Annotated in this window: 12 protein-coding genes; 9 read left to right on the forward strand and 3 right to left on the reverse strand. The window is 31.0% G+C overall.

What is annotated here, in order from left to right:
- Positions 1-97 precede the first annotated feature (97 nt).
- The 4 genes from rnpA to purD all read left to right on the forward strand — a co-directional run bounded on the left by rnpA (position 98) and on the right by purD (position 5,276).
- Positions 98-517: a ribonuclease P protein component gene (gene rnpA, locus C8N27_RS04465; protein WP_237270775.1), complete on the forward strand. Its 420-nt coding sequence runs from the start codon at positions 98-100 to the stop codon at positions 515-517.
- The gene (locus tag C8N27_RS04470; protein WP_121146438.1) at positions 507-2,132 is read left to right on the forward strand and encodes a S41 family peptidase; all 1,626 of its coding nucleotides are present in this window, start codon (positions 507-509) and stop codon (positions 2,130-2,132) included. Before rnpA ends, C8N27_RS04470 begins: the two co-directional genes overlap by 11 nt.
- A 40-nt stretch (positions 2,133-2,172) precedes the next feature.
- Positions 2,173-3,852 (forward strand): DUF6909 family protein, encoded by a 1,680-nt coding sequence (locus C8N27_RS04475; RefSeq protein WP_121146439.1) that lies wholly within the window; start codon positions 2,173-2,175, stop codon positions 3,850-3,852.
- 149 nt (positions 3,853-4,001) lie between these two features.
- Positions 4,002-5,276, forward strand: a complete 1,275-nt coding sequence (purD, locus tag C8N27_RS04480) for a phosphoribosylamine--glycine ligase (RefSeq protein WP_120185916.1) — start codon at positions 4,002-4,004, stop codon at positions 5,274-5,276.
- Positions 5,277-5,311: 35 nt separating this feature from the next.
- On the opposite strand, the gene C8N27_RS04485 is transcribed toward purD, so the two are convergent.
- Together C8N27_RS04485 and C8N27_RS04490 are read right to left on the reverse strand one after the other, a co-directional pair.
- Positions 5,312-6,358: a sensor histidine kinase gene (locus C8N27_RS04485; RefSeq protein ID WP_121146440.1), complete on the reverse strand. Its 1,047-nt coding sequence runs from the start codon at positions 6,356-6,358 to the stop codon at positions 5,312-5,314.
- 145 nt (positions 6,359-6,503) lie between these two features.
- On the reverse strand, positions 6,504-7,202 hold the full coding sequence (locus C8N27_RS04490; protein ID WP_099214891.1) for a response regulator transcription factor: 699 nt from the start codon (positions 7,200-7,202) through the stop codon (positions 6,504-6,506).
- A gap of 173 nt (positions 7,203-7,375) precedes the next feature.
- On the opposite strand from C8N27_RS04490, the gene C8N27_RS04495 reads away from it, so the two are divergent.
- The 5 genes from C8N27_RS04495 (at position 7,376) to C8N27_RS04515 (ending at position 11,038) form a co-directional block, all read left to right on the forward strand.
- Positions 7,376-9,136 (forward strand): DUF4153 domain-containing protein, encoded by a 1,761-nt coding sequence (locus C8N27_RS04495; RefSeq protein WP_121146441.1) that lies wholly within the window; start codon positions 7,376-7,378, stop codon positions 9,134-9,136.
- Positions 9,126-9,842, forward strand: a complete 717-nt coding sequence (locus C8N27_RS04500; RefSeq protein ID WP_121146442.1) for a 3'-5' exonuclease — start codon at positions 9,126-9,128, stop codon at positions 9,840-9,842. Before C8N27_RS04495 ends, C8N27_RS04500 begins: the two co-directional genes overlap by 11 nt.
- Before the next feature lie 105 nt (positions 9,843-9,947).
- Complete coding sequence (locus C8N27_RS04505; protein WP_121146443.1) at positions 9,948-10,178, forward strand: DUF2798 domain-containing protein; 231 nt, start codon at positions 9,948-9,950, stop codon at positions 10,176-10,178.
- The gene (locus tag C8N27_RS04510; protein ID WP_121146444.1) at positions 10,171-10,611 is read left to right on the forward strand and encodes an EVE domain-containing protein; all 441 of its coding nucleotides are present in this window, start codon (positions 10,171-10,173) and stop codon (positions 10,609-10,611) included. The genes C8N27_RS04505 and C8N27_RS04510 overlap by 8 nt, the downstream gene beginning before the upstream one ends.
- The gene (locus C8N27_RS04515; RefSeq protein WP_099214896.1) at positions 10,595-11,038 is read left to right on the forward strand and encodes a MarR family winged helix-turn-helix transcriptional regulator; all 444 of its coding nucleotides are present in this window, start codon (positions 10,595-10,597) and stop codon (positions 11,036-11,038) included. Before C8N27_RS04510 ends, C8N27_RS04515 begins: the two co-directional genes overlap by 17 nt.
- A 30-nt stretch (positions 11,039-11,068) precedes the next feature.
- Here the strand turns inward: C8N27_RS04515 and C8N27_RS04520 are convergent, their stop codons facing one another.
- Positions 11,069-12,928, reverse strand: a complete 1,860-nt coding sequence (locus tag C8N27_RS04520; protein ID WP_121146445.1) for an ABC-F family ATP-binding cassette domain-containing protein — start codon at positions 12,926-12,928, stop codon at positions 11,069-11,071.
- Positions 12,929-13,000 lie beyond the last annotated feature (72 nt).

Raw genomic sequence — 13,000 nt, forward strand, 5'->3', positions numbered from 1 at the left:
AATTAATTTTACTAATTGTATAAGAGAAGTGTAAAATTAATTGCGGTTTGATTTTATGTGGTTTCTTAAAAGAATTGTTTCAAAAATACTTAAAAAAATGGTTATTAGTGCAGGTTTGCGTATGTTTGTACTAATGAGATTTACTTTAGGAAAAGAGGAGCGTTTAAAAAGCAAAAAGCTCATAGGAAGATTATATGAGGAGGGAAAGGTGATAAAAGTTTTTCCACTAAGAATGGTATATATACAAACCGAACACACCTCTAAGTTCCCTGCACAAGTTGGAGTTTCTGTACCTAAACGTAACTTTAAAAAAGCCGTGGATAGAAACCGTATAAAACGGTTACTTCGCGAAACATACCGTAAAGAAAAGCATACTATTTATGAGACTGTAGATAAACCGTATGTGTTTATGATTTCTTATCTTGCAAGAGATGAATGGAAATATGCCGATTTAGAGCATAAAATGAAGAAATTATTAACACAGTTTATTACAGAAGTTACTCAAGATGAAAAATAGAAAATTCCTTTTTTTTGGTTCACTCATTGTAATCTCTCTTTTCTTTTCTTTTCAATCTCGTTTTTTTGAGATTGCTAAACAAATTGAAATTTACAACAACCTTTTTAAAGAGTTAAACATTAATTATATTGATGAAATTAACCCAGGAGATTTAACTGACAAAGCGATAAAAAACACGCTTAAAAATTTAGATCCTTATACCAATTTTTATAACGAACAAGATGTTGAAGATGCGCGTATTCGTCGTGAAGGTGAATATGGAGGTATTGGTATCTCTACATTTTATACTAAAAAAGGAATTGTAGTTTCTGAAGTTTACAAAGGTTTTTCGGCAGATAAAGCTGGCTTAAAAGCAGGTGATATTATTACCAATGTAAACGGACAAGAATTAGCTACCTTAGAAAGAAGTCAGTTTTCTCAAATGCTAAAAGGAGTACCAGGAAAAGAGCTTTCTTTAAAGGTAGAAAGGAATAACCTTACAAAAAATGTTTCTGTAAAACTTGATAAAGTTATTTTAGACCCTGTTCCTTTTTATGATATGATTGATAACGAAACAGGATATATTGTTTTAACACGATTTATCAGTCAAAAAGCTACCGAAAGTGTTGTAAACGCATTTGGTGACCTAAAAAAAAGAGGAATGAAAAAATTAGTGTTTGACTTAAGATATAACCCTGGAGGCTCTTTATTTGATGCAATAAACATTACTAATTTATTTATTCCCAAAGGCTTGAAAGTTGTAGATACTCGTGGAAAAACTCAAAAAAACAGTAGAACTTATAAAACAAATAGAGAACCTTTAGATGCTGAAATTCCTATTGTAGTATTAATAAATGGTCGATCGGCTTCTGCTTCAGAAATTGTTTCTGGTGCTTTACAAGACTATGACAGAGCTGTAATTATGGGTGAGCGTTCTTTTGGAAAAGGACTGGTGCAACGTTACTTTGATTTGAGTTACGGAACACAAATGAAAATCACAATTTCTAAATATTACACTCCTAGCGGGCGCTGTATTCAGGAATTAGATTATGCTAATAGAGATTCAAAAACAGGAAAAGTACCTAAGTTTTCGGATACTACTCTTAATGAGTTTACAACTCAAAATGGACGAAAAGTATACGATGGAGGTGGTGTAACTCCTGATGTAGAAAGTGAATTTTCTAAAAAAACAAAAGAAACAGATGAATTACTAAAATCAAAAGCTATTTTTAATTTTGTAACTGATTTCACACATCAAAACCCTAATTTATCTGCTGAAAACTATACTTTCTCTTCTACAAACTTTAATCAATTTAAAGAATATTTACTTCGTAAAGACACCGCTTTTGTATCTAAAGAAGAAAAACTTTTCCAAGAAGCATATGAATCAGTAGAAAACAATAATAAAATTACTTCAGAATATAACACGATTATCCAACAATTAAAAGCCACTAAAGTTGCTAAAGTTTTAGTAAATGAAGATATTTTATCAAGAGAAATTGAAAATGAAATTGTTGAACGTTATGCATATAAAGAAGGAATGTATAAGCATTTATTTAAAAATGATATTACTATAAAAAATGCCGTTAACTTGCTAAATAGCCCTAAAAAATATAGCAGTATTTTAAAAAAATAGCTTCTTTAACATAATTTGTATATTTGTACTTTAAAAACATATGTCAAAACCTATCCTAAAAGAACGTACAAGAGCCCAAGAATCTACAAATGCTATTGAGCGTTTATACATTTCAATGCGACACTTATTTAGTCGCGGTTTTTACAAGCCAATGGGTGTTTCTGGTGAAACGTTACGTAAATCACTTTTATCTTTACGTCCAGAAATTTATGGTTCAATTGCAGAAAATAAAACTGAATTAAACGGACTGGTATACGTTATTGAACGTTTACCTGAAGGAATTGAAGAATGTCAGTTTATTTATTTAACTGCTGATGAAGGGTATCGTAACTCTAAGTTCAAGGCAATTATTCCTCCTAAAAGAAGAAGAAACTGCTATCGTATTGACAAGAACCAAATGAATATTGAAATTACCAGAGGACGATCTGAAATTTACGATATTCTTACACACTTGACATTTTTATTTATTGAATCTCATAAAATTAAAGACCGTGTAGTTTTTAATAATGGTGAAAGTTTTATTCGTGAATGGTTACAACTGGAAGATATTGTAATACATAATAAAACACTTACCGATGAGGAAAAAGATGTAATTGTTGTACATCTTGGTAATATTTTAGGAAGAACTTACGATGAAGTATATGATGCATACAACACGTTTGCAACAGAAGAGAATCCAAATAGATTTTTCCATCTAATTTATTGGTTAGGTAAGCTTGCTATTAATGAAGCCTTATACGACCAAAAACGCTCTATTAAATTCAGTTCTGTTTTAATTGAAGAAATTGGACACCATTATTATGGAGAAATATGGGCTAACAACATTAAAAAAGTGTTGTTAGACAACGGACTAATAGAACGTCCTATTCATATAATTAGTGCAAATATGCACAGTGTAATGAATAGTATCTATGCCCAAAATTCTTTACCAAAAGAAGCTAAAAAACATAAAGATTTTCAACTTTTTGAAGTATTGAGTAATACCAACAGTAGTGCTTTACAGTCTGCCGTTAAAAATTATGCTTCAGAAAACGGGTTAATTTATATTAAAGACACTTCAGGAACCAACATCAATGTTCAGGTAATTGATACAGGAAAAATTGATTTTGAAACGAATTCTTTTAACAAAGTTAATTCTGTTGGAGAAGATCCTGTAATTATTGTAATGGATTATGCATTTGGTGAACAGGCTTTTGAAACTATGGACGAACTTTTAAAGCCATACAAAACAAAAGGAGATAAAATTCATCTAGATGTTCAGTCTGTTTCAATTATGGGTAAAGCTGGTATTTTAGAAGGTGGTAAAGGAGATATTATGATTCCTTCTTCGCATATTTTTGAAGGTACTGCTGATAACTATCCATTTAAAAACGAATTATCAAAAGAAGATTTAGAAGGTTTTGGTGTTCAAGTTTTTGATGGAGCTATGATTACTGTATTAGGAACATCATTACAAAATAAAGATTTATTACGATTCTTTCATGATTCTACTTGGGATGTAATCGGACTAGAAATGGAAGGAGCGCATTATCAAAAAGCGATTCAATCTGCCTCAAAAATTAGAGGTAATATTTCAGAAAATGTGAAAGTACGCTACGCTTACTATGCTTCTGATAATCCTCTAGAAACTGGTGCTACACTTGCTTCTGGCGGACTTGGAATGAGCGGAGTAACACCAACTTATGCTATTACACAAAAAATACTTGAGCAAATATTTTAGTTACAAAGCGACAATGAAATAATAAAAAAAAGGCTCCTTTTGTTCAAAAAGAGGCCTTTTTTGTTTTTTCTACAATTTTAAAGACAGGTTTTGCTCATAGCCTTTTTTCTTATTTTATATTTGCACTCACAATACAACAACACACAACAATGAATATTCTAATTTTAGGATCGGGCGGTAGAGAACACGCCTTTGCTAAAAAACTTTCAGAAAGTACTAAAATCAGCAACCTTTATGTTGCTCCAGGTAACGCAGGAACTGATGCTATTGCTACGAATTTAGCTATCAATCCAACTGATTTTGCACAGGTAAAAGAAACTGTTTTACAACACGATATTAATATGGTAGTTGTAGGCCCTGAAGCTCCTTTAGTAGAAGGGGTTCACGACTTTTTCTTAGCAGATGAAGAGTTAAAAAACATCCCTGTAATTGGACCTAAAAAAGACGGTGCTTTATTAGAAGGAAGTAAAGATTTTTCGAAGCAGTTTATGGAAAAACATAATATTCCAACAGCTCGCTACCAATCTTTTACTACTGATACTTTAGCTGAAGGAAAAAAATTCTTAGAAACATTAGATGCTCCGTATGTATTGAAAGCTGACGGATTAGCTGCTGGAAAGGGAGTTTTAATTTTAAATGACTTAGAGGAGGCAAAAGCTGAGTTAGAAGAAATGCTTTCTAATCAAAAGTTTGGAAGTGCTTCATCAACTGTAGTTATTGAAGAATTTTTAAAAGGAATAGAATTATCTGTTTTCGTATTAACAGATGGAAAGAATTATAAAATTTTACCTTCTGCTAAAGATTACAAACGTATTGGAGAAGGTGATACAGGACTAAATACAGGCGGTATGGGAGCTATTTCTCCTGTTCCTTTTGCAACGGATGATTTTTTAACGAAAGTGGAAGAATTGGTCGTTAAACCAACAATAGACGGTTTACAAAAAGATGGAATAGATTATAGAGGGTTTATTTTTATCGGATTGATGAACGATAACGGAAATCCATCTGTAGTTGAGTATAATGTTCGTATGGGAGATCCTGAAACTGAAGTGGTGTTACCACGTATTCAATCAGACTTACTAGATTTATTTGAAGGTGTTGCTACGCAAACCTTAGGAGATAAATCATACGAAGTTACCCCACAAACAGCAACGACTGTGATGTTAGTTTCGGGTGGATACCCTGAAGCTTATGAAAAAGGAAAAGAAATTACAGGTTTTAATACTGTAGATGATTCTATCGTTTTTCATGCAGGAACCACTTTAAAAGACGGTAAAGTTGTTACGAGCGGTGGGCGTGTTATGGCAATTACTTCTTTTGGAGACTCTATGGATGAAGCCTTAGAAAAATCGTATAAAAGCATCGACAAAATATCTTTTGATAAAATGAATTATCGAAAAGATATCGGATTCGATTTAAAATAATAATAAAAAAAGGAGTTGGTAACCAACTCCTTTTTTTATTTCATTGCCTTTTCTAGTGTAAAAGAGAACTCAGAACCTTCTCCGTGTACACTCTTTAAAAGAATAGTTTCGTTATGCGCTTCAATAATGTGTTTTACAATAGAAAGCCCTAAACCTGAACCTCCTTGTTCACGTGAACGACTTTGATCTACACGATAAAAACGTTCAAATAAACGTGATATGTGTTCTTGTTTTATTCCTTCACCGTTATCATTTATTTTAATAATAAGTTTATTCTGATTATACGGTTCAACACTCACTGTGGTGATACCTCCTACTTTACCGTACTTAATAGAATTTACAATAAGATTTATAAGTACTTGTTCAATCCTTTCTACATCTCCTTTTACCAAATGAGGAAAATCATATACACGATCAAAGCGTAGCGTAATATTTCTTTTTTTAGCTTTCATTTCAAACAAATCGAACACATTTTGAATCAGTTCAATAATATTGAACGTTTGCATGTTCATTTTCATTCCCTCAGTTTCTAACTTAGCAATCATATCTAAGTCTTTTACAATTGAGGTTAACCTCTCTACACCTTTGTTTGCTCTTTCTAAATATTTTTCAAGGATTTCTTTGTCTTCAGCAGCTCCTTCAATTAATGTTAAAATATATCCTTGTACTGTAAAAAGTGGTGTTTTAAGCTCATGAGCCACATTTCCTAAGAAGTCTCGACGAAATGAATCGCGTTGTGTTAAATTCGCTATCTCTTCGCTCTTTCCTTCAACGTATTCTTGTACACTTTTTGTTAAAGCCTCTACATCTGTTGTTACTTTTTTTCGCTTTAAATCGTTAACATCTAAAATAGAAATATCTTCATACATCTTTTTTACTCGTTGATAAATAAAGTGTTCAGCTCTGTATTGAATTACAAAAAAAGAGACAATAAACATTGCTACTCCAAAAATAACAATGGTTACAACACCTAGGCTATTTAATAAAAGTAAATACGATAATACTGCTATAACTATAGATAATAGTGTTGAGTATAATGCCGACCACAGTGCGTAATTATAGGTTTTTTTTATTTTTTTCATCTGTTTTTTCTATTATTCTTTTAAATGTCAGATGTAATTCGCCATTAATTATCTTGTGAAGTATCAAGAATTATTATAGCTCATTTCATGATAAAAAAATAGATTGCTAGCTAGCAATCTACTTATTAATTTTTGAGTTTAAAAATTATTTGTCTGTTTCGTCTAGCACAAACTTGTATCCAACTCCTTTTACCGTTTTAAAATAGTGATCTCCTATTTTCTCACGGAGTTTACGTATGTGTACATCTATTGTTCTTCCTCCTACAACTACTTCATTTCCCCAAACGCTATCTAAAATAACTTCTCTTTTAAATACTTTTCCTGGCTTTGAAGTTAAAAGAGAGAATAATTCAAATTCCTTTCTTGGTAAAGATATTTTTTCTTCTCCTTTGAAAACTACATATTCGTCTCTATTGATTACAATATCTCCAATTTTTGTAGTGGTATCTGCTTTTTCCTCAGTCTTTAAACGACGTAGTAAAGATTTTACCTTACTTATTAGTACTTTTGGTTTTACTGGTTTGGTTATATAATCATCTGCTCCAGCGTCAAAACCTGCTACTTGTGAGTAGTCTTCTCCTCTAGCGGTTAAAAAAGAGATTATAACATCTTCCAAAGATTTTATATTTCTAATTTTTTCACATGCTTCGATACCATCCATTTCAGGCATCATAATATCTAGTAAGATTAAATGTGGAGTTACTTTTTTTGCTGTTTTTACAGCTTCTGCACCATTACTTGCAGTAAAAACCTGATATCCTTCTGATTTTAAATTGTATCCTACAATTTCTAAAATATCTGGTTCATCATCAACTAGTAAAATTTTAATGTCGCTAGTGTTCATTATTCATTTTTATTGTGTTACCCAAAAGTAATCATAAAAAAGTAAACCCTTTGTGTACATGCTTAACTTAACGTTCATTTAATATTTACTAAACTTTTGCTTAAAAGAAATAAGGAAAAATCTTTTGCTTTTCTTTTTTTGCAGTTTTTGTATCTTTATACAAATTGTTTCCTATGAAAATTATTTCTTCCCTTGGAGAAATTACTTCCAAGGCTAAAGATGCCTTTAAACGATTTCCTATAACCCTTTCATGGGCAATAGTAGGTACGTTATTTACTTTATTTACGATTGAAGCAAATACTTTTGACAATGCTTTTAACGGTAAGGTTATTTTAATTTTTATTCTAGGAATAAGCTGGTTAATTGCTACTCGTTTTTTTGAAGAACAGTTTAAAAAAGACAATACCTGGGTATTCTTACTAACTCTCGGTTTTCTACTCTTATTTTATTTTAGTGTTGATATTGATGGTTCAGAGATTTATCAAAACTCTATCACCCGTTTTGTGCTTTACTTTATAACTGGGCATTTACTTGTAATGGTCGCTCCTTTTGTATTTAGTTGGAATAAATCCGCTTATTTTAATTATTTAAAATCTGTTTTTATAGCACTCTTTAGAAGTTTATTTTTCTCCCTGATATTATATTTAGGTATTGTGTTAGCATTACTCGCTATAAAACACTTGTTTAATGTTGATTTTAAAGGAGATCGTTTTTTTCAGGTTTTTGTGCTTTGTATAGGAATTGTAAATACATGGATTTACCTTTCTGATTTTCCTAAGGATGTTCATAACCAACTTGCTATTAACTACACCAAAGCTTTAGAGGTACTGGTTAAGTATATCTTAATTCCATTAGTAATTTTATACCTCATCATTTTATATGCCTATAGCTTAAAAATAGTAATCAATTGGAACTTACCTAAAGGATGGGTTTCTTATTTAGTTATTGCTCTTTCTTTTTTAGGATTTATCGTTCAAATACTTATCAACCCTATTCAAAAAACCATAGATTCTCGCACAATTAAAAAATTTCATCCTTGGTTTTATTATTTGTTATTACCTTTAATAGCCTTGCTTTTTATCGCTATTTTCAGGCGTATTAACGAATATGGCATTACCGAAAACCGTTATTTCGTATTTATTTTAGCTTGTTGGATCTTAGCCATGACCTCATACATACTTTTTAGTAAACGTAAAAAAATTAAGGTCTTTCCTTTTAGTTTAGCTGTTATTTCTTTTCTTATTTCTTTTGGTTTTTGGGGTGCTTTTTCTGTATCTTCTAAAAGCCAAGTTAAACAATTTGAAAAAGTATATACTGATATAAAAAGTACTAATTTTTCAACCACTTTTGAAAAGAAAAATCAATTACGTTCTATTATTAGGTATTTAAATAATAAACATGAGTTAGATAAAGTAGAAAGTGTTTTAGGCTATAATCCAAAAACAGTATTTAAAACCGAAAGTAATTGGCAACTACAAAATAAATTAATGGATAGTTTAAATATTAAAGTAACTAACAATCCTTATAAAGGATACCAAAACTATTACTATAATGTTGATGAACAAAACTTAACCATTAACACCAAGAACTACGATATTTTAAAAAAAATATTTCTTAATAGTTATAATAAAGAAACTACAATTCAAGAATATCGTTTTTATTTAAGTGAAAAACTTAATACTATTAAAGTTTTAAAAGGTGATACTTCTATTGGTGAGATTGATTGCTCTAGTATGATTAAAAAACTTAAATCCCAAGAAAAGAATTACAATATATCACCTAATTTAATGACAGTTGAGCATCATTTTAAAACACTAAGTGTAAAGTTTATTTTCAAAAGTATTAGCTTATCAAAAATAGATGATGATGCTACCGAAAATTATTTATCTAACGCTGATATCTATGCTTTAATTAAAGAAAAAAATGCTGAATAAACTTAACCTACAAAACATCTTGTTTTTAGATATCGAAACGGTTCCTGAAGTAGAATTTTTTACTGATTTATCTACTGAAATGCAAGAGTTATATGCTTTGAAAACACAATACCAACGTAAAGATGAATTTACTCCTGAAGAGTTTTATCATCGAGCTGGTATTTGGGCTGAGTTTGGAAAAATAATCTGTATTTCTGTAGGGTATTTTGTAGAACGTAAGGGAGTAAATCAACTTCGGGTTACTTCTTTTTATGGTGATAATGAGCATAAACTTTTGGTTGATTTTAAAAATTTATTAGATACACATTTTAACCATCCAAACCATCTATTATGTGCGCACAACGGTAAAGAATTTGATTTTCCATATATAGCACGACGTATGATTATCAATCGAATTGACTTACCTAGTAAACTCAATTTATTTGGAAAAAAGCCTTGGGAGGTTCCGCATTTAGATACTTTAGACCTATGGAAATTTGGCGATTATAAACACTATACTTCTTTAAAATTACTTACCGCTATTTTAGGAATTCCATCACCCAAACAAGATATTGATGGTAGCGAAGTTGCTAATGTTTATTACCAAGAAAAAAACCTATCGCGTATTGTCGAATATTGCGAACGAGATACCGTAGCGGTAGCTCAACTTTTATTACGGTTTTTAAATAAGCCTTTATTGGAAGATGCACAAATAATCCGTGTATAAGCAAATTCTTTTCGAGTTATGTTCAAAATTTTAAAAAAAATGTAAGAAAACACTATTTATTGTTGTCACATATATTATATTTGTGTCATCATTAAATTTTTCGTTATGACACTAACACAAAAACAAGCTACCTTAGCATTTGGTATTTTAATGGCCTTCTTTATGGCTTTGGCAATGTCTTTTATCATGGTTCTCATAAACGTAGGTATGGTACCTTCCTTTTTTATACTATGGATGAAAAGCTTTCTAATTGGATTTCTCGTTGCTGTTCCTACTTCTATGATTGCGGCACCTGTTTCGAAAAAATTATTGAAAAAACTCACATATAATGGATAACAAAAAACCTAAATACTGGATTATCACAGCTTCAAAAGAACATGTTAAAAATGGTATAAAGGGTGGCTTTGCTCAAGCTTGTCATGGTAAAGCAGCGCCTTTACAAAAAATGAAAACAAACGATTTTGTAATCTATTACTCTAGTAAACAGTTTTTCAATAAAAAAGACAAATGTCAGGAGTTTACCGCTATTGGAAAGGTACAAAATGATACAGTTTATCCAATTGAAATATCTCCAAATTTTTGTCCTTTTCGTTTAGATATTAATTTTTTTAATGCAAAAGATATACCTATTTTGCCACTTATTAACGATTTAGAGTTTATAATAAACAAACAAAAGTGGGGGTATCCTTTTCGTTGGGGGACATTAGAAATAAGTGAACCTGATTTTAAACTCATTTCAAGCCACATGCTTTATGAAGAACACCATTAATTTTAACTTTGAAAATCCAAATGAAAACCTAGGCTATTTACTTTGGCAAACTACTATGCTTTGGCAACGACAAATGAATAGAGCCTTAGATGAAATTGGATTAACACATACACAGTTTGTAATTTTAATGGCTTTAGCATGGCTTTTAAAAACTTCGGAAGAGGTCACTCAAAAAGAGATTGCTGATCACAGTAATACCGACAGAATGATGGTGTCTAAAATCTTACGAACATTACAAAAAAATAAACTTATAGAAAGAAAAGAACACAAAACCGACACAAGGGCAAAATGTGTTTTTTTAACGCAGACAGGAATCGAAGTATTGCAAAAAGCTATCGACATTAAGACAGCTGCTAACAACCTTTTCTTTTCGAAACTAACAGATAAAAAACAATTTGCTCAACAACTGAAATTAATCATTGAATAAGTGTTATTCAACAAAGCAAGATTACATCGGCTAATCTTCCAACTTCATTGAAAGTTCAAACCAACGCTCTTCTTTTTCTTCTAAGCTTTCTATAATTTCTTGTAGTTCCAAAGATTTTTCATTGATATCATCCATCGCTATTTCTCCGTTGGTGAATTGCGCTTCTAATTTTACTTTCTTCTTTTGTAACCTTTCAATATCAACCTCTAGTTGACCAAACTCTCGTTTTTCGTTATAACTTAACTTTCCTTTTTTAGATGTTTTTTCTTGCTTTTCAGCTACTTTCTTCTCTTCTTTAGGTTCTGGTGGTAAAGAGCTTTCATATGCTCTGTAATCAGAGTAATTTCCTGGAAAATTTTCTACTTCTCCATTTCCTTTAAAAACAAATAAGCCATCAACTATTTTATCCATAAAATAACGGTCGTGTGACACTACCATTAAGTTTCCAGGGTAATCCAATAAGAAACTTTCTAATACATTTAGGGTTACCACATCCAAATCGTTGGTAGGCTCATCAAGAATTAAAAAGTTAGGGTTTTGAATTAAAACAGCACAGAGGTACAAACGCTTCTGCTCTCCTCCACTTAATTTTTCGACAAAATCATATTGCTTTTTTCTATCAAATAAAAAGCGTTCTAATAACTGAGCTGCAGAAATTCTTCTTCCTTTGGTTAACGGAATTTCTTCTCCAAACTCTTTAATAACTTCTATTACTTTTTGTCCTTCTTTTATTTGGATTCCTTTTTGAGTGTAGTAACCAAATTTTACCGTTTCTCCAACAATTACTTTACCTCCATCTACAGGAATTTTGCCTGTTAGTATGTTTAAGAAAGAGGATTTCCCTGTTCCGTTTTTTCCGATAACTCCTATACGCTCTCCTCGTTTAAAAACATAGTCAAACCCATCTAAAATAACTTTATCTCCAAAGTTCTTTTTTAGTTTATGAAGCTCTACTATTTTACTTCCTAAACGCTCCATGTTAATTTCTAGCTGAACTTCATGCTCTTTTCTTCGTTGATGTGCTTTTTCTTTAATTTGGAAAAAGTCATCAATACGTGATTTAGATTTGGTAGTACGTGCTTTAGGCTGACGACGCATCCAATCCAATTCTTTTTTAAACAAGCTTTTTGCTTTGCTTAAGTTGGTTGCTTCTAAAGCTAATCGTTCTTCTTTGTTTTGAAGGTAATATGAGTAGTTTCCTTTGTATTTGTATAGTTTTCCGTTATCTAATTCTATAATCTCATTACACACACGTTCTAAAAAATAACGATCGTGTGTTACCATGAATAAGGTTATTTTTTCCTTAGCGAAAAATGCTTCTAACCACTCAATCATTTCCAAATCTAAATGGTTGGTTGGCTCATCAAGTATTAATAAATCAGGTTTATTAATTAGAATGATTGCTAACGATAGTCGTTTTTTTTGTCCTCCAGAAAGCTTTCCTACTTTTTGTGACAAATCATCAAGCTTTAACTTAGAAAGAATTTGCTTGTATTGTGTTTCAAAATCCCACGCATTATGCTGCTCCATCAACTCAAATGCTTTTTGATAGCTTTCAGTATCATCAGGATTTTGCAATGCTTTTTCGTACTGCTGAATAATTGGAAGAATAGTATTTTCTGTAGAGAAAATAGTTTCTTCTATAGTTAAGTCGGGATCCAAATCATCATCTTGTGCTAGATAAGCAATATTAATTCCTTTTCTACTGATAACTTGGCCTTCATCTGGTGTATCTTTTCCTGCAATAATGTTTAAAATAGAGGTTTTTCCACTACCATTTTTAGCAACAAAGGCTATTTTTTGGTCTTTATTAATTCCAAAAGAAATATCTTCAAATAAGACCTTTTCGCCATACGATTTTGCTATGTTTTCTACTGATAGGTAATTCATTCTCTAAAATTTTATGCAAAGAAACAAAAAACCCGAGCAATTGCTCGGGTTTTGTTATAATTAAAAGAAAAG

It is taken from the genome of Tenacibaculum discolor (genome assembly GCF_003664185.1).
GTDB classification, from domain to species: domain Bacteria; phylum Bacteroidota; class Bacteroidia; order Flavobacteriales; family Flavobacteriaceae; genus Polaribacter; species Polaribacter discolor.